The sequence below is a fragment of the Ruegeria sp. CF8 genome (genome assembly GCF_056537285.1).
This window is the reverse complement of the sequence record NZ_JBQFRG010000002.1, coordinates 235,615-253,001: the sequence shown is the minus strand read 5'-3', so window position 1 is coordinate 253,001 and position 17,387 is coordinate 235,615. Positions and strand designations below refer to the sequence as shown.

13 protein-coding genes are annotated in these 17,387 nt (G+C 55.9%); 4 read left to right on the top strand and 9 right to left on the bottom strand.

The genetic code is table 11. The annotated features are described in order from the left end of the window. Nucleotides 1-141 precede the first annotated feature (141 nt). The gene (locus ACR0EV_RS05790) at nucleotides 142-1,377 is read left to right on the top strand and encodes an MFS transporter (RefSeq protein ID WP_480799213.1); all 1,236 of its coding nucleotides are present in this window, start codon (nucleotides 142-144) and stop codon (nucleotides 1,375-1,377) included. A gap of 98 nt (nucleotides 1,378-1,475) precedes the next feature. Here the strand turns inward: ACR0EV_RS05790 and mtnA are convergent, their stop codons facing one another. The 5 genes from mtnA to ACR0EV_RS05765 form a co-directional block, all read right to left on the bottom strand. Then, nucleotides 1,476-2,570, bottom strand: coding sequence for an S-methyl-5-thioribose-1-phosphate isomerase (gene mtnA, locus ACR0EV_RS05785; protein ID WP_480799212.1), 1,095 nt, complete (start codon nucleotides 2,568-2,570; stop codon nucleotides 1,476-1,478). A 123-nt stretch (nucleotides 2,571-2,693) separates the two neighbouring features. Then, nucleotides 2,694-3,149: a YaiI/YqxD family protein gene (locus ACR0EV_RS05780; RefSeq protein WP_480799211.1), complete on the bottom strand. Its 456-nt coding sequence runs from the start codon at nucleotides 3,147-3,149 to the stop codon at nucleotides 2,694-2,696. After that, the gene (gene sthA / locus ACR0EV_RS05775) at nucleotides 3,146-4,603 is read right to left on the bottom strand and encodes a Si-specific NAD(P)(+) transhydrogenase (RefSeq protein WP_480799210.1); all 1,458 of its coding nucleotides are present in this window, start codon (nucleotides 4,601-4,603) and stop codon (nucleotides 3,146-3,148) included. The genes ACR0EV_RS05780 and sthA overlap by 4 nt, the downstream gene beginning before the upstream one ends. 3 nt (nucleotides 4,604-4,606) lie before the next feature. Continuing rightward, nucleotides 4,607-5,440, bottom strand: a complete 834-nt coding sequence (gene fghA / locus ACR0EV_RS05770) for an S-formylglutathione hydrolase (RefSeq protein WP_480799209.1) — start codon at nucleotides 5,438-5,440, stop codon at nucleotides 4,607-4,609. 104 nt (nucleotides 5,441-5,544) lie between these two features. Further along, nucleotides 5,545-6,474, bottom strand: a complete 930-nt coding sequence (locus ACR0EV_RS05765; RefSeq protein WP_480799208.1) for an AEC family transporter — start codon at nucleotides 6,472-6,474, stop codon at nucleotides 5,545-5,547. Between the two features lie 147 nt (nucleotides 6,475-6,621). Here ACR0EV_RS05765 and ACR0EV_RS05760 point away from each other — a divergent pair, with 147 nt between their 5' ends. After that, the gene (locus ACR0EV_RS05760) at nucleotides 6,622-7,254 is read left to right on the top strand and encodes a TetR/AcrR family transcriptional regulator (protein ID WP_480799207.1); all 633 of its coding nucleotides are present in this window, start codon (nucleotides 6,622-6,624) and stop codon (nucleotides 7,252-7,254) included. A gap of 92 nt (nucleotides 7,255-7,346) precedes the next feature. On the opposite strand, the gene ACR0EV_RS05755 is transcribed toward ACR0EV_RS05760, so the two are convergent. From ACR0EV_RS05755 to ACR0EV_RS05745, 3 genes are all read right to left on the bottom strand, one after another. Continuing rightward, nucleotides 7,347-8,717 (bottom strand): HlyD family type I secretion periplasmic adaptor subunit, encoded by a 1,371-nt coding sequence (locus ACR0EV_RS05755; RefSeq protein WP_480799206.1) that lies wholly within the window; start codon nucleotides 8,715-8,717, stop codon nucleotides 7,347-7,349. Continuing rightward, nucleotides 8,714-10,474, bottom strand: coding sequence for a type I secretion system permease/ATPase (locus ACR0EV_RS05750; protein WP_480799205.1), 1,761 nt, complete (start codon nucleotides 10,472-10,474; stop codon nucleotides 8,714-8,716). The genes ACR0EV_RS05755 and ACR0EV_RS05750 overlap by 4 nt, the downstream gene beginning before the upstream one ends. Nucleotides 10,475-10,537: 63 nt before the next feature. Then, the gene (locus tag ACR0EV_RS05745; RefSeq protein ID WP_480799204.1) at nucleotides 10,538-13,735 is read right to left on the bottom strand and encodes a beta strand repeat-containing protein; all 3,198 of its coding nucleotides are present in this window, start codon (nucleotides 13,733-13,735) and stop codon (nucleotides 10,538-10,540) included. A gap of 362 nt (nucleotides 13,736-14,097) precedes the next feature. Here ACR0EV_RS05745 and ACR0EV_RS05740 point away from each other — a divergent pair, with 362 nt between their 5' ends. After that, a complete protein-coding gene (locus ACR0EV_RS05740; RefSeq protein ID WP_480799203.1) occupies nucleotides 14,098-15,072 on the top strand; it encodes a LysR family transcriptional regulator in 975 nt (324 codons plus the stop codon). Nucleotides 15,073-15,198: 126 nt separating this feature from the next. Further along, a complete protein-coding gene (phnY, locus tag ACR0EV_RS05735) occupies nucleotides 15,199-16,647 on the top strand; it encodes a phosphonoacetaldehyde dehydrogenase (protein WP_480799202.1) in 1,449 nt (482 codons plus the stop codon). Here phnY and ACR0EV_RS05730 read toward each other — a convergent pair. Continuing rightward, nucleotides 16,641-17,342: a GntR family transcriptional regulator gene (locus ACR0EV_RS05730; RefSeq protein WP_480799201.1), complete on the bottom strand. Its 702-nt coding sequence runs from the start codon at nucleotides 17,340-17,342 to the stop codon at nucleotides 16,641-16,643. The two genes, phnY and ACR0EV_RS05730, sit on opposite strands and share 7 nt — an antisense overlap. Nucleotides 17,343-17,387 lie beyond the last annotated feature (45 nt).

The window sequence follows — 17,387 nt, the reverse complement described above, 5'->3', positions numbered from 1 at the left end:
AGCCTTACCCGCCCCATCGTGTGTTGAAAAGAAACCATTTTCTCAACACATCAAATTTGCTTATCCGTGACCGCAAATCTGCTGAATTGACGTCATCCGGAAAAACGATACGGTCCATCGCAAGAAACGCCCGAGGTCTCAATGCCGCAATCCGCCCGCCTGCTGAACCCGATCCTGATAGTCGGATGTATCATCATCACGGTCAGCTTTGCCGTGCGCGCCTCTTTCGGCGTGTTTCAGATTCCGATCGCGGATGAGTTTGGCTGGCTGCGCACTGATTTCTCATTGGCGATTGCAATTCAAAACCTGGCTTGGGGAATAGGCCAGCCAATCTTTGGTGCAATCGCCGAAAAGGTCGGCGACCGCAAGGCCATCATTCTGGGTGCTTTAACCTATGCCGCAGGTATGGTGCTGTCGGCGTGGTCGGTCACACCTTTTGAGCATCAGATCTATGCTTGGCTGGTGGGTTTCGGCATTGCCGGAACCGGGTTTGGCGTGGTTCTTGCGGTGGTCGGGCGCGCATCTTCTGATGAAAATCGCTCCATGTCGCTTGCCATTGTCACAGCCGCAGGGAGTTTTGGGCAGGTTCTTGGGGCGCCTACGGCCGAATGGTTACTGACCTTCTTGCCTTGGCAGCAAATATTCATCGTGTTTGCGGTTGCTATTTTAGCGCTTGTCCTAACCTTGCCTTTCATGCGCGCGCCTCAGACTGCCAGTAAGGCGGAACTGCACGAAAGCATGGGTGAGATCTTGGGGAAAGCGTTCCGTGATCCTTCCTATGCGCTGATCTTTCTGGGATTCTTTAGCTGTGGGTATCAGCTTGGGTTTATCACCGCTCATTTCCCGGCATTTGTGACCGAGATGTGCGGCCCGATCCAACCTGGTGGTGTTTTGCATTCCGTTGGCATCACCTCAACCTCGGCGCTTGGGGCCGTGTCGATATCGTTGATTGGTCTGGCCAATATCGGTGGTACGTTGCTGGCCGGCTGGGCAGGAAATCACTTTCCCAAGAAATACCTGCTGGCTGCGGTGTATACGGGCAGAACATTGGCTGCAGCCTTGTTCATCCTGCTCCCGATCACCCCAATCTCGGTTATTGTGTTTTCACTGGTGATGGGGTCGCTTTGGTTGGCCACTGTGCCACTGACCTCGGGTCTTGTGGCGCACTTGTATGGCTTGCGGTATATGGGCACGCTATACGGTATTATCTTTTTCAGCCATCAACTTGGCAGCTTTCTGGGCGTTTGGCTGGGCGGTCGCATGTATGACCAGTATGGCGATTACAGCATGGTTTGGTGGATCGGCGTGGCAATTGGCGCGTTCAGCGCGATCGTGCATTTGCCCATCCGCGAGAACCGCTCTGCTGTTCCAGCCTGACGCTTTTTGTCCTGATCTGCCAACGGAAAGAGAGCCGGGGCAGATCAAGAGCCATTGTGTTCACACTGACAAGCGACATGCAGCTTGTGCGGGGTTAGCTAGCCAGCCCTGTCTGGGAACAAGCCTGCCAAACCTTCTGCAGAGGCTTCGCACACGCCACGCTCGGTAATCAGCCCTGTTACCAACCGATTAGGGGTGACATCGAAGGCAGGATTGCCCCCTTCTGTCCCTTCCGGAGTCACACGAACATCTGTTATGGCCGAATGCTCATCCACGCCAAGGACATGCGTCACTTCCTTTGAATTGCGTTCCTCAATTGGGATTTCAGCTACACCATCGCGCACCGTCCAATCAATGGTCGGGGAAGGTAAGGCGACGTAAAACGGGACTCCGTTGTCATGCGCGGCCAAAGCTTTGAGGTAGGTGCCGATCTTGTTGCACACGTCGCCTTGCGCTGTGGTGCGGTCCGTGCCTGTGATGACCAAGTCAACTAAGCCATGCTGCATCAGGTGCCCCCCGGCATTGTCCACGATGTAGCGATGGGGGATGCCGTGTTCGCCCAATTCCCACGAGGTCAAAGCCCCTTGGTTGCGCGGCCGGGTCTCATCCACCCAAACGTGCAGAGGGATGCCTTCGTTGTGCGCATGATACATCGGGCTTGTGGCTGTGCCCCAATCTACCGTCGCCAGCCAACCCGCATTGCAATGGGTCAATAGCCGCACCGGTTCACCTGCGGGCTTGCGCGCGGCAATTTCCTTAATCAGTTCCAAACCATGCCGACCAATCGCTGCGTTTATTTCGACATCTTCATCTGCGATCTCCTGGGCAAGTACCCAGGCGTGTTTTGCACGATCACCGTGGGCCAGCGGCATCAGAGCCTCTCGGCATCTATCCAACGCCCAACGCAGATTAATTGCAGTGGGCCGTGTTGCGTGCAGAACTTCATAGGCAGTATCGAATGAAGCGTCGGAACTGTCGCGTGACATCTGTTCGGCTATTCCAAAAGCTGCAGTCGCGCCAATCAGCGGGGCGCCTCTAACCCACATATCCCGTATGGCGACAGCAAACTCTTCCAACGTTTTCAGGGTCACGACCCGGAAGTCATGCGGCAACCAGCGTTGATCAATGATGCGAACTTCGCCCACCGATTGGTCCCACCAAATCGATCGATAGTGAGTGCCCTGTACGCGCATATTGCAGCCTCCTTAATCGAATAGCCTGATCAGAATTCAAACTCAGGTTGCGTCCTTACGCTGGGCTTGTAAATCGGCGTTTTTTGTTTTTACATCAGTTTTCCGGGCTTTTCGTAGGCAGGTCTAGTTTCGCATGGCAGCGCGAATTTCCCGCTCTAAAGCATCCAGAAATCGCGAGCGGTCCGCTTTTCCGAACGGTCGTCCTCCGCCACCCGCGCCCAAAGGATTTGAGGCCCGCAGATCTGCCATCAAGTCGCGCATCGCCAATTGCTGGCCAATATTGGCCGCTGTAAACGCTTCACCATTTGGACGTAGAACACGTGCACCGGCCTCAACGCACTTGGCGGCCAATGGGATGTCGGACGTAACAACGACATCCCCAATGCCACATCGCTCGGCGATCCACTTGTCCGCTTCATCAGCGCCTTCCGAGACGATAACAACCCGCACCAGCGGATTGGCCGAAGGGCGCAGCCCGCCATTGGACACCAGGGCCATGGGCACTTTATGCCGCGTGGCGACCCGTTCCGCTTCGGCCTTAACTGGGCAAGCGTCGCCATCGATGTAGAGCGTGGTCACGCTCTCTTTGCCTCTTTTTTGGCGGGTTCGGCAGACTTCTTGCGCACCTTGAACTCTTCTGGGATTGGCATCCGGTTGAACGCATCCAGCCCGGCGATCTTGTAAGCTTCGGCCAGAGTTGGATAGTTGAAGGTGTTCTGAACGAAATAATCCACCGTTCCCTTAAGGTTCAACACAGCCTGCGCGATGTGAATTAGCTCGGTCGCGCCTTCGCCAACAATCTGCACACCCAAGACCCGGCGAGTTTTGAGCGAGAACAGCATTTTCAGCATCCCGTGCTCCAGCCCCATGATGTGTCCGCGCGATGTTTCGCGGAATCGGGCGACGCCAACCTCGTAGGGGATGCCGCGTTCTTGCAGTTCTTCCTCGGACATGCCGCAGGTAGAAATCTCGGGCACGGAATAGATGCCGTAAGGATACCACGGGCTTTCCGGCAAAGTCGGCGTCTCAAGTGCGTGACAGGCGGCCACGCGTCCTTGCTGTAGTGAAGTCGAGGCCAGAGAAGGGTGCCCGATCACGTCACCCGTCGCATAGATGTGCGGTACCGCTGTCTGGTACGTTTTGCGATCCACCTTGATCCGGTTGCGATGATCTGTTTCCAGCCCAACGGCATCAAGATTGAGTTTCGACGTCGCACCCATTCGCCCGGCAGCAAACAGAAGCATTTCGGCCCGAACGTGACGGCCGTTTTCCAATGTCACTTCCACGTGCTCGCCAGCATCCTCGATCTTTTCGACAGCAGAGCCCAATCGCAGGTCAACGCCGTTTTCACGGATCTGATGCGTGAAATCGTGGATCAAACGACTGTCAATGAAATCCAGGAAAGTGTCGCGAGGTTCGATCAACGTCACCCGCACATCCAGGGCGGAAAACATCGTGGCGTATTCGACACCAATGACACCTGCGCCAATAACGACAAGCGACCGCGGAATTTCTGCCATTTCCAGAAACTCGTCACCATCAACCACGGTCTTGCCGTTGAAAGGCACATATTCTGGGCGGTAAGTTTTGGTGCCGGTGGCGATCAGAAATTTGGCTGCCGTCACGCGGGTCGTCTCACCGGCATCTGTGGCGACTTCAACCTCATGAGGCCCGACGAACTTGGCCAGACCATCCAACGTGTCAACGTGATTGCGGTTGAACTGGTGCTCCAATACGTCGACCTCATGGTCGAGCGTCATATGCAGGCGGGCTTTCAGATCTTCGGCGCGAATCTGGTCTTTGACCCGATAGGATCGGCCATAAAAGCTGCGTTCACGCCAACCCGAGAGGTTCAGAACCGTTTCTCGAAGGGTTTTGGAAGGAATTGTGCCGGTGTGAACAGATACACCTCCGAAGCGATCCTTGCGGTCGATCACCAAAACGCGTCGTTTTAGCTTTCCCGCCTGAATGGCCGCGGACCGACCCGAGGGGCCGGAGCCGATAATGACCAAGTCGTAGTCGTATTTGCTCATTCCTCAGTCTCCGTAAAGCGCCTCAGCATGGAAAACGATGTGATCTTCCATAAAAGTGGAAACAAAGAAATACGAATGGTCATAGCCGGGCTGGAAGCGATATGTTGCTTGCTGACGACGTTCGGCGATAGCTTGAGCCAGCGCTTCGGGGCGCAGCAGGTCCATGAACTGGTCATTGGCGCCCGTGTCGATCAGGATCGGACCGTCGAAGCCTTTGTCCTTCATCAACAACGACGCATCATGCTTGGCCCACAGGGTCTCGTTGTCACCGAGATAAGCGCTCAACTGTTTGCGCCCCCAATCTGCACCCGTAGGGTTCGAAATCGGAGCAAAGGCCGAAACCGAGCGGAACCGGCCGGGCAGGTTCATCGCCAGCGTCAGTGCTCCGTGACCGCCCATCGAATGGCCGGTGATGGCCTGCCGATCGCTGTCGATAGCAAAGTTTTCGATCAACAGGGCAGGCAGTTCTTCGGCAATGTAGTCCCACATCTGGAAATGCGGAGCCCACGGGGATTGCGTTGCATTCACATAAAACCCAGCGCCTTGACCCAGGTCGTAGTCTTCGTGATCCGCTACGCCTTCACCACGCGGCGATGTATCCGGAAACACGACGGCAATTCCCTGTTCTGCAGCCCAGGCCTGTGCACCCGCTTTAGTCATGGCGTTTTCATGTGTGCAGGTCAGGCCGGACAGATACCATAGGATGGGAACCGGCCCGTCCTTTGCCTCGGCTGGAAGAAAAAGGCCAAAAGTCATGTCGCATTGGCAGACTGGGGAGGCATGGCGGTACACGCCCTGCACTCCGCCGAAACAAGCGTTTTCAGAGAGGGTTTCCATCAGGCAGCGTCCTTACATTAGAGTCGCGACATGGCTAACGATCCAGAGACGCCGCGTAAAGTCCGCGACCGCTGGTCGCGAGAGTATTTTCGAAAAGGTGAAGGTCACAGACCACTCAGCCAAGCGATGACCACAGGTACAGTCAGGATGCTGGCTGCAGTCGAGAGCAGAATGGCCGCCGAGACCCGCTGTGGCGCAACCCCGTAATGTGCAGCCAGCATGTAAACATTGCCGGCAACAGGCAAAGCGGCTGCCGCGATTGCAACTGTGGCTGGAAAGACATCGATCGGCATGAGCCATAGCAGGACAACTGCAACGCAAACCGGGTGTATCACCAGCTTGCAAAAGCTCAACCAAGCGGCGATTTCGATGCGTTCGGCCGACTTACCGGCCAGAGACGCCCCAATGGCGAACAAAGCGCCGGGGGTGGCTGCGCCGCCCAAAATGGTTAGAAAGTCGTAGAAAGGTCCGGGCACCGGGATTTTCAAAGACGACCAGACCAACCCGGCCGAGATGGACACGATCATCGGATTTTTAATCAGCCCAAGACCGATCAGCTTGAACGTGCCCAAGGTAAGCTTACCGTCGCGGCCTCCGTTGATCAGGATTACAATGAGCGAGGAAAATACAACGAGATCCACTGTAAGGACCACCATCACTGGTCCGATGGCAGCTTCGCTGAACAAGAGCGCCAGCATCGGTAGTCCCAGAAAGCCTACGTTACCAATGGCTGCGCATTGTGCCTCAACAGCCGCTGTTGGCACATCCAACCCTCGCAGCCACGCGACGCATGTTGCCAAAGCATAAACAGCAACAGTACCGCTCAGATACCCGAGGACCAGACGTGCATTGAAGATTTCTGCAAACGGCAAGGTTGCTGCAAAGCGAAACAGCATGGCCGAAAGCGCAAAGAAGAAGACGAACTTGGTAAGATAGGCAGTTGCCTCGGCCGTAAAAAACCGAGTGCGCCCCGCCCAATATCCCAGGCCGATAATCGCAAAAAAGGGAAGGGTGCGCAGAAAAACATCGACCATGATCAGACTCCTAGCATGGTTTGTCTGCGCCGCAAGCCTTTGACATCAAGGTGCACGCCCTGGGTTGCAGTTTCATAGAGTGCGAAAATCGTTGTATCTGAACTGAACGGTTTATAAACTAAAGCCACGACCAATCCCGGAGATGATATGACCCAGACTGCCACCATCCTGCGCACAGGCCGAAAGTTCGATCAGGTATTGCGCGGGGCCCGAGAGGTTTTCATGGCAGATGGGTTCGAAGGTGCAAGCGTAGACGACATTGCCCGCGCAGCAGGCGTGTCAAAGGCAACACTCTATAGCTATTTCCCGGACAAGCGTCTGTTGTTCATGGAAGTTGCGCAAACAGAATGTCGTCTGATGTCTGAGCACATCCTGTCAATGATTGATGAGACCAAACCTGCGCGCGAGGTACTGCAGATAGCGGCCACGCAGCTCACGGCTTTTCTTGTGTCCGAATTCGCGCAACAAGTGTTTCGGATCTGTGTAGCCGAACGGGACCGGTTCCCCGAATTGGGCCGCGCCTTTTATGAGGCGGGCCCCCAAAATGGCCAAAGGCAGATGGCAGCTTATCTGGAAAAGGCGGTGGCAAAAGGCGAGTTGTCCATTGAAAATGTGCACATCGCAGCAGAACAGTTTTCCGAGCTATGTAAAGTACGCATCTGGGCCCGAGCTGCATTTGGAATTCAGAACAGCTTTAGCCAGAGTGAAATCAATGAGGTCGCGACGCAAGCAGTGGATATGTTTTTGGCCAGCTACGGATGCGAAACTTCAAAAAGGTGATGGCCCGCGCCCGAAAAGGCACGCAGACCATCGCTCACTCACCAAAACACTCGATACAAATAGGCTTTATTCCAAAAGTCTTTTGAAAGCCTTTATTCGATAAATGTTCGCGCGAGGCGTTCGCTTATGGGCTTAGCCAGGTAGGCAATAACAGCACGTTCGCCTGTCGTTACAAACAAATCAGCCGGCATGCCGGGTACCAGATCCAAGGCTGCTACCTCTTTGGATTGTTGATCATCCAGTTTTACCCGCGCTTTGTAGTAGGCCTCGCCCGTACGTTCGTCTTCCAACGCGTCAGCAGAGATATCGACGATAGCTCCTTGTGCTTCGGGAACATCGGCTTGGGCAAAGGCAGACAAACGGATACGCGTGGTCTGACCGATTTTCAGCTTGTCGATGTCGCCAGGTTTCACGCGCGCTTCGACAATCAAAGCCTGGTCGGCGGGCACGATTTCCATGATGTGCTCACCGGGTCTGATCACCCCTCCTGTCGTCGATGCGGCAAGGTTCACCACACGGCCACTGACCGGCGCAAGGATTTCGATCCGCTTACGGCGCTCCAAGGTACCTGAGAACTGCGGGCGCAACAGATCAAGCTGGGCATCGACGACAGCCAGTTCTCCGGCAAGAACTTCATCGCGCAGCTTTTTCTGACTGATCATTGTCAGTTTTAACTCGCTGACCTGGTTTTCTGCTTGGGCTATCTGAGTCCGAAGCGACGCATCGACACCTGAAAGCCGTTCAACCTCGATCTGGCGGGCGCTGACCCGCGTGATCGCAACCAGGCCTTTGTCCAGAAGGGTCCGCAGGTTTTGCAATTCTGCACGTGTGATGGTCATCTGGTTTTGCGTGCTGATCCGCTGCTCGTTCAGGCCATCAATCTGATCCCGCAACGCGGAAATACGTTGTGCGTTGATCTCCGCTTCGGTCGCACGGGCGCGGTATTCGGCGTCAAATAGTTGTTTTTGTGTCAGAAAAGCTGAAGTCCAGTGAAGACGAGACATATCTTCTTCAAAGTTCTGGAAAGCGATAGCTTCGTCAAAATCAGCCTGCCCCTGCATCTGCGCAATCAGTCGTGCGCGACGGACGGAAAGCTCACCGATCTGGCTGCCCAGCACGCTGAGGTCGACGTCAATCTCGGTACTGTCCAGCCGGATCAGAGGTTGCCCTTCTTCGACCGCCTCACCATCGGCGACCAGAATGGACCGGACGATGCCGCCGTCGAGATGCTCAACCGTTTTGCGATCCCCTTCGACGACAAAAGAAGCAGGGGCCACGACGGCACCGTCAAGTCTGGATGTAAAGGCCCAGTAGATGCTGCCACCGACAAAGGCGAGCAATGTGAAAAGACCAAATAGTACATACAGGCGGATGCCGGGTGTTGCTTCGGTGACGTCGACAACCCGCGCGTCGTAAAGGTCTGGAGTTGTGTTGGTTGAAGCATAGGGAGCGATACGGGTCATTGTGCGACTCCTTTAATGCGCGTGTCTTCTGATAGATGCAGGGTGGGCTTGCCTGATGCAGAGCGCTGTGCGGGCGATTTTAGAACGTTTTGAGTTTTGACCTTCAAAACGTCCCCCTTGTCGCCAAACTGGGCTTGAGATCCGTTGCGAAGAACCATGACTTTGTTGGCCGCCTGCAACGTGGCAGGACGGTGGGTCATGACGATGCTGATTGATCCCCGTGCCTGTGCTATCAAAATCGCGTCGCGCAGGGCCTTTTCGCCATCTGCGTCCAGATCCGAGTTCGGCTCGTCAAGCACAAGCACAAACGGGTCGCCATAAAGCGCGCGCGCAAGGGCAAGGCGCTGACGCTGTCCGCCCGACAGGAAGAATCCCTGACCAATGCGTGTTTCATAGGCGTCTGGCAGGCTGCTGATCAGTTCGTGCACTCCGGCCTCGCGTGCGGCGCGTAGAACCTCGGCATCATCAATGGCAACGGAAAAGCGGCCTATGTTTTCGCGGATCGTGCCGTCAAACAGGTCCACATCCTGCGGCAGATAGCCGATCTGCTTGCCCAGATCCTCGTGGTTCCATTTCGACATCGGGCTGCCGTCCAGCAGAACCTCACCCCGTTGTGGGTGCCAGATTCCGGCCAGCATCTTGCCCAGTGTTGTTTTCCCGGAACCACTGGGGCCGATGATTGCTAGTACATCGCCAGCAGCCAAGCTGAAATCAATGCCGCGCAGAGTGGCTTTGACCGCGCGTGGCGGACCGGCTTGTGCAATTCTGACATCCAGAGATTTGAACGCACGAGGCAGGTGCAGATTGGCAGGCGTTTCTGCGAAATCTTCGGTGAGTTTTGTGATTTTGGCATACGAGCCGCGCGCGGCCAGAAAGGTGCGCCATTGCCCAATCAACTGATCGATTGGGGCAAGAGCGCGGGCCAGAACAATGGTCGCCGCGATCATGACGCCAGCTGTGGTTTCCCCAGTAATCGCCAGCGCCGCGCCAAGGCCAAGAGCTGCGGATTGCAACCCCATACGCAGGGTCTTGGACATGACCGAAAAGCTGGCGATCCGGTCGGCAACGCGGGTTTTTTGGCGATGCGCATCGACCTGAAGCGTAGTCCAGCGCCGAACCAGATCGGACTTCATGCCCAGCGCGTGGACCAGTTCGGCATTGCTGTCTCCGGTTCGAAACAGTGCCTCTGCACGGCCGCGCGCTTGCGCTGCCTGCTGCATCGGCTTGTGTGCACGGGCGTTGTTGATCAGGGCCATTACGGTCAGTGTCAGAGCTCCGGCCAGTCCAAGCAGCCCAAGAAGGGGATGCAGGACATACAGGACCAACAGATACAGCGGTATCCACGGTGCATCGAAAAAGGCGGTCAGAGTTGTGCCTGAAATGAACTCACGAAACCCATTTACGTCCTCGACCAGATTGTCGCCGGGGTTGGTTTCACCCTGCACACGGCGGTTCATGGCTGCCCCCAGAACAGGCGCTCCGACTTTCATCTCGAACCGGGCAGCCAAGCGGCCCAGGATGCGCATCCGTATCAGATCAAGGCAGGCGATCACCACAAAGACACCTGCCAGCAGAAGCGACAGGGCGATCAGCGTGTCAGCATTCTGGCTGGTCAGGACACGGTCATAGACCTGCAGCATATAGATCGGTCCGGCCAGCATCAGCAGGTTCAGGAACAGACTAAAAAAGGCAACTGCGACAAATCCTTTGCGCAGCGACCCCCAGGCGGCTTTGACGGGATTGGTTTTCTGCAACATCGTGTTGATCCTTTCCGGTTTGGAAACACGGGGCGACCAAAAGCCGCCCCGCCAACTGTTTGCTTATGCAACGATATCGTCGTCGTTCAGTTCGGCGGCATTGATGCCAACCAGGCGGACCGAACCCTCATCTCCGAAGCTGATTACGGCATCGCCACCGTCCTGAGCCACGTTGACTTGCGCCCCAAAGTCAGGACCGAAGTCGCCAAATTGCAACTGATCCAGACCTACTTCGAAGTCCTCGATGACGTCGTTTCCGAAGTTCGCGCCAAACTGGAACGTGTCCGCCCCAGCGCCGCCGATGAGGACGTCGTCGCCGCCTTCACCGTTCAGCAGATCATCACCGTCCGCGCCATTCAGCACATTGGTCTGATCGCTGCCGAAGATCACGTCGCCATCATCGGATCCGACAACGTTTTCAATGGACTGCAGGATGTCAGTTTCGATCTGGTTATCGATGACATCCTGACCGATGACTCCTGTGCCACCGACGGCGTCCACATCCAGCGTGGCACCTGCATCTACCAGCGTGTCCTGCACGACCGGGCCGTTCTGACCGGCGGGCGCATTATGCAAATGGATGGCGGAAACGACACCGGGGATCGGTGTGTTCAGGTCGGCTTCGTTCAGGCCCACAACACTCAGTTCGCTGGAATAGGTGACTTCGCCCGTTGCCAGATTCTGAGTGATGACAACAGTTGCATCGCCCGTCGCTTGGCTGTCCGAAGTTGGCCCAGGCTCCTGTGCCGCATCCAGACCGCCGCTCAGGGACACTGTGCGAATACCGTTTTCGGTTACATCGCTGTCGACCAGCAACTGTCCGCGGATTTCACCAGCAGGAAAATCGGCCGTGTGGATGTTGTAGTACAGGTTGCCCTGAACCGCTTCCTCTACAAACCAAGCGCCGTCCGGGATGTTTGCACCGAATTGATCCGGCGCCGCGACAACCGCATCCACGATCGACACGTTGAAACCGGTGTCGCGTGTGGCCGTGCCGTTGCCGTTGGCGTCCAGACGAACGTTGACTGCAACATCCAGATCCGAGAAATCTGCGGTGTCGATGCCTTCTCCACCGTCGATGAAATCATTGCCCAGACCACCGGTCAGAACGTTGTCTGCATTGCCCGCGATCAGAACATCATCGCCTGCGCCGCCGTCGACATCGCCATTGGTGGTACCCAGATCGACAAAAATGTCGTCGCCAGTGCTCAGCAGAACGTTGCCGTTGATTACACCCTCGTCGTCGTTGACGATTGTAACGCTGCCTGCATCAGATGCATCAATGGCATTGACCGTGCCACGGATCTCACCCTCATTCAGGATTGCACCCAGCAGGTTCAGACCGCCATCCACGCGGATACCGGCAGCGGCATCTGATTCCTCGGACCCTGCGATCAGACCTTCGTTGACCACAATACCGGCAAAGGATGCGTCATCCTGGCTGGTGAACAGGCGCAGGCCATCGCCAACCTGATTGCCTTCGACCGCGTCGCCACGGCCTTGCAATATACCTTGGTTCAGAACAGCTGCCGAGACCACGTCCCCCGACACATCGCCGGTTTGTAGCGAAACTGCCGAGCCATTGTTATCTGCGCCCGCATCCACCAAGCCAGTGTTGATAAAGGTGTAGTTGTCGGCGGTACCATCCGCGTAGACGGTTCCGTTGCGCTGGTTTCCGGTGCCAAGAATTTCGCCTTCGTTCAACACCTCGAGGCCGACACCGTCGATGTTCAGGGCACGACTGTCTGACGTGACAAGGCCACGGTTGACAAACGATCCGCCAGAGTGGTCGCCGGTTCCAAAGTAGACGCCGTTCTGACCGCCTGCGAACACACCAGTTTCTTCATTAATCAACTGGCCTTGGAAATTGACATTGTTCACTGCACGGAACGCGCCAACCGTACCGTTTGCACCTTCGGACGAGATATTGCCGCTGTTTGTGATGGTGCCAGTGAACGAGGCAGGCGCAAAGCCACCGTCCTGACGCGCACCTTCCAGACGAATGCCGTCGCCCGCCGTACCTAGCGCCGCGCCTGCGTTGCCACGTCCGGCGATTACGCCTGCGTTCTCGATTTCAATGTCACCGTTGCCGTCTTCGGCCAAAGAAAGCGAGATACCCGCGCCGTTGTTGTGCTCGCCCGCGTCAATCGTGCCTGTCGCCAGGTTATTGATCGAAAAATCCCGTGCAGTGTCATCCGCGTAGACGGTGCCGTTGCGCTGGTCACCGGTGCCAATGATGTCACCACCGTTTATCAGGTCGACTCCAGAGCCATCGATATTGACCGCGCGGCTGCCCGACTGGATGGTGCCAAAGTTCAGCACGTCAAGATCATGCTCGCCGTTGCCGATGTAAAGGCCGTTGCGGGGGCCTTCGATCACACCGGTTGAGGTGTTCAGGATCTCACCTTCGGCATTTACGCCGTCAGCAACGCGGATGCCGGCTGCCGTACCCTGATTGCTTTCGGTCGAGATCAGGCCGCTGTTCAGGATCTCGGTTTCAAGAACCGCGCCTTCGGCCCCGTCGTCGATGCGGATTCCATCACCCGCCAGTGGGGTGTTCGATGCAGCCTGACCACGCCCCTGGATAGTCGCACCAAAGCTATTGAACAGGTCGGTTTCCACACGATCGCCAAGCTCGTCGCCGACTTGCAGCGAAATACCTGCGCCCTGGTTGCCTTCGCCAGCGTCGATCGTACCGCCGGTGAAGTTCGAGATTGTGATCTCTTCGGCCGTACTGTTGGTGTAGATTGTGCCGTTGCGCTGATCGCCGGTGCCGATGATGTCACCGAAGTTGCGTACATCGATGCCTTGTCCTTGGATATCGACGGCGCGGCTATCGGAACTGATGACGGCGCCTCGGAAATTGTCCAGGCTGCCCGAGCTTTCGGCACCAGCAAATTGTACGCCGTTAAACTCACTCGCGATCTCGCCGAAGTTGCGGACCGAGGCGCTTCCCGTAATCTGAACACCGGTTGCCAGCGCGTCAGGACCATTGTTTGCTTCGATCCGGCCCGAGCGGAAGTTGAAGATATCAACATCCTGACCCTGGGCTTGAACAGCAACAGCGTTATTGGTGACGATCTCGCCAAAGTTTAGCAGGCGCGAAAAATCATTGGCTAGAACAAAGGCGGGCGTGTCGTCCACGACAGTGGATTGAAAGAAGTTGTTGATGAGGGTTTGGCCATCGCGGGATGTCTCTTGCGCCAGGGTCGACGTGGTCAAGAGACGGGCGCGCAGGCTTTCTGCGAATTGGGACAGCATGGATCACTCCGTCATTAGATTGCGTTTGTGCTGGCGGCCCATTTGTCCGGGCTACCGACGCAACAAAGGACTAGGCCGCCCCGCGCGGTAGCTGAAATTCATGCTTCAAATCGGGTGTATAACCGGCGCGAATACTCACGAATTTCGTGAGGCGGACGCAGGTGGAGTCACAATAAACAAAGGGGTTGCGGCGAAACTGGGTTGGGTCGGTTGGCTATTCGATTTCGAATTCTGACAGATTTGTCAGCGGATGTGATCGGCATCCGGTCTCGATTGACCCCAGCGGCCTTCTGAATCCAACCGCTAGATCGTATCTTGATAGCTGATTACTCCGAGCACTTTACGTCAGAAATGGATGCCCGTTGAACCTCAGAGATTTGGAATACGTCCTTGCCATCGCAAAACATGGGCAGTTCAGTCAGGCCGCTGCCGCGTGCAACGTGTCGCAGCCTGCGATGTCGAACCAGATAAAAAAGCTGGAACAGGAACTGGGCGCTGAGTTGTTCTTACGTCTGAACAACGAAGTACGCCCAACGCTGTGCGGGGAACGCATTGTTGAGATCGCGCACCGTATTCTGAAGGATGCCCAGAAAATCCGCGATACGGCGATTGAATTTCGCGACCCCGAGGCGGTTCCGCTGACCATAGGCATGACGCCGACGCTCGCACCATATCTGACGGGATACTTTTCAGCGCTTTTTAGCGCTCTTTTTCCCAGAATGCGCGTCACTCTGGTCGAAGATCTGCCCCAAAATATGCTGCGCATGGTTGAGGATCACGAGCTGGACATGGCACTGGTGGCCAAGGTTAATAACAGCGCCAATTTAGACTTCACTTCAATCTGGTCCGAGCCACTGTTCTTGGCTTTACGCCAAGGGCATCCACTGTCCACGCTTACCTCCATTACTCCTGAAGAGGTGCCGCCGCATGATTTTATCCGGCTGCCGCACAGCTTTGGCTATGACCTTGAGGATCGGCTTCCACAGCAGGACGGGACTACCCGGATCAGTAAACGTTTTGATCTGACAGCGTTGCGTTTCGAAACGATCTGTCGTCACATTTGCCATTCAGACGATTGCACAATTGTCTCGGCTCTGGCTGCGGAACAGTTCAAACGGGATAATTGGCCGTTACAGTTCATTCCATTTGAAGCACCGGGCCATCTTCGAGATCTTGGTGCCGCCACGCGCCCCAACTGCCCCAGAAAACCCATGCTGGCGCGGATTGGGGCCTATATCCTTGAAAACCCGCCTGTGGGCGTGATCCCGACGTTTCAGCCCGATGCATCGTCCAAAGGCAAAACCAAGCTTGCAAAACCACTGCCCGAGAAAGCCTGACAGGTACGCGAATTGCCCCTGACAGGCGGTACAATCTGTTGACGCAAGGCAAAGGGCGGCTCTATCGGTTGGCGTATCGAAATCCGCAGGTATCTGCCTGCGGCTCTCAGAGCTATGGGTCAGGGCATGAGCAAAATTGAATTTCGCCGCGAAGGGATGCGCATTGGGGGACAGGTGGTGTTCACTGATGGCGTCGTACCAGTACATTACCCTTACACAAATGACGTGATTGGCACTGTCCCTGCTGGTACTGCTGAACACGCGCGGAACGCATTTGAAATCGCGGCGAGCTATAAGTCCAGCCTGACGCGATACGAGCGCAGCCAAATCCTGCGCCGTGCTGGCGAGTTGATCGGAGAGAAGCGCGATTTTCTGGCCAAGTGGTTGACGCTTGAGCTGGGGATTTGCCTTCAGCATTCGATCTATGAAACCAAGCGTGCACAAGACGTGTTTCAGTTTGCCGCTGCTGAAGCTCTGAAAGACGATGGCGAGGTATTTTCCTGCGATCTGACCCATAACGGGAAGGCTCGTAAGATCTTTACCAAGCGCGAGCCCGTCAAGGCGATCAGCGCGATTACACCGTTCAACCATCCTCTGAATATGGTCAGTCACAAGATTGCGCCTTCGATCGCGACCAATAACTGTATGGTTTGCAAGCCGACTGAACTGACGCCACTGACAGCACTAACGCTGGCCGACATTCTGTATGAGGCGGGCCTGCCCCCCGAGATGTTCCAGATCGTGACAGGTTGGCCGCAAGACATTGGCGATGAAATGATCACCAATGACAATATCGACATCATCACCTTTACCGGTGGTGTTCCTGTGGGCAAGCTCATTGCGTCGAAAGCAGGGTACAGACGACAGGCGCTTGAATTGGGTGGGAACGATCCCCTGATCGTACTGAATGATCTGAACGATGCGGATCTGGAGCGCGCAGCGACAATTGCCGTTGCCGGGGCCACTGGGAACTCTGGCCAGCGCTGCACCGCGATCAAGCGTATTTTAGTGCAACACAGTGTGGCCGATCGCTTTGTTCCCATGGTGCTGGAAAAGGCAAAGGCCATCCGCTTCGGCGACCCTCAGCACCCGGAAACCGAACTGGGTTGCGTCATTCATGCTGACGCGGCAGAGCTGTTTGAAAACCGCGTGATGAAAGCGGCAGAGCAGGGGGCGGAAATCCTTTACCATCCGGGTCGGCAGGGCGCGTTGCTGCCGCCGATTGTCGTCGATAAGGTGCCTCATGACAGTGAGTTGGTCATGGAAGAAACTTTCGGCCCGGTTATTCCGATTGTACGCGTGCCCGACGATGACGCTGCAGTTGTGCAGATATCAAACAGCACTGCTTTTGGCTTGTCGTCAGGTGTGTGCACCAATGATCTGAACCGGGCCATCGCATACATCAATGGTCTGGATGTGGGCACCTGCAACATTTGGGAGCAACCCGGCTATCGGATCGAAATGTCACCTTTCGGAGGGATCAAGGACAGCGGCAACGGAGTAAAAGAAGGCGTGATTGAAGCAATGAAGTTTTTCACCAACGTCAAAACCTATTCGCTGCCTTGGCCTCAGTAAGTGGTGCGCATTTGGTAGCCTTGGTGAAACGTCATGCGCACAAAAGTCACAGGGTCTTTGCGGAACCATGTTGTGCGTTCCAGCTGAAACAGCGGGGTTCCAGGAGGGACCGAGAGGAAATCCTGCAAGGGTGCAGTGGCCGGAACAGCTGAAAACGCGATCTCGGCGTTTGAAAAAGGCACCTCGGACAACAGCCATTCATTTGGGCCGGTGGTCAGAAAATCTTCGTTCACGACCTGAGGCACGGCATTGGTGTTGATCCAACGCTCTTCGAATTGGAAAGGACGGTTGTCGGCATGGTGCATGCATTGCAGATGCACGACTTGGGTGCCTTCGGGGATACTTAGCTTGGCCTGAAGCCATGCGGGACAATCAATCAGGGTGCGGCTGACAAGCGCATAGCGGTATTCGGCGTTCATCTCTTCGATGGTTTGTCGCACCACTGTGATCGGCAGTTTGGCTTGCTTTACCGGCGTGGTCACGACACGCGTGCCTCCCTTGCGCTTTCGGGTCACGATACCCTGTTCAGCCAACTCGCGCAGCGCGCGGTTGACCGTAGCCCGCGCAACGCCAAATTCGGCCGCCAGTTCCAGTTCTGTTGGCAACAGACTCCCCTGTGGCCAGACACGGGTTTGAATTCGGTTGATGACCTCATCCCGAATATCCTGAAATCCGATATGTTTCTGATCGGTCACGTTGTGTTTTTTCCGTTAAGCATAGTCATAAAATTGTTATGAGCG

Excerpts from the sequence above, each read along its gene's own strand:
- ACR0EV_RS05760 (WP_480799207.1), top strand. The coding sequence starts at position 6,622 with ATGACCCAGACTGCCACCATCCTGCGCACAGGCCGAAAGTTCGATCAG.
- ACR0EV_RS05765 (WP_480799208.1), bottom strand. The coding sequence starts at position 6,474 with ATGGTCGATGTTTTTCTGCGCACCCTTCCCTTTTTTGCGATTATCGGC.
- ACR0EV_RS05755 (WP_480799206.1), bottom strand. The coding sequence starts at position 8,717 with ATGACCCGTATCGCTCCCTATGCTTCAACCAACACAACTCCAGACCTT.
- mtnA (WP_480799212.1), bottom strand. The coding sequence starts at position 2,570 with ATGCGCGTACAGGGCACTCACTATCGATCGATTTGGTGGGACCAATCG.
- ACR0EV_RS05790 (WP_480799213.1), top strand. The coding sequence starts at position 142 with ATGCCGCAATCCGCCCGCCTGCTGAACCCGATCCTGATAGTCGGATGT.
- ACR0EV_RS05745 (WP_480799204.1), bottom strand. The coding sequence starts at position 13,735 with ATGCTGTCCCAATTCGCAGAAAGCCTGCGCGCCCGTCTCTTGACCACG.
- phnY (WP_480799202.1), top strand. The coding sequence starts at position 15,199 with ATGAGCAAAATTGAATTTCGCCGCGAAGGGATGCGCATTGGGGGACAG.
- ACR0EV_RS05750 (WP_480799205.1), bottom strand. The coding sequence starts at position 10,474 with ATGTTGCAGAAAACCAATCCCGTCAAAGCCGCCTGGGGGTCGCTGCGC.
- sthA (WP_480799210.1), bottom strand. The coding sequence starts at position 4,603 with ATGAGCAAATACGACTACGACTTGGTCATTATCGGCTCCGGCCCCTCG.
- fghA (WP_480799209.1), bottom strand. The coding sequence starts at position 5,440 with ATGGAAACCCTCTCTGAAAACGCTTGTTTCGGCGGAGTGCAGGGCGTG.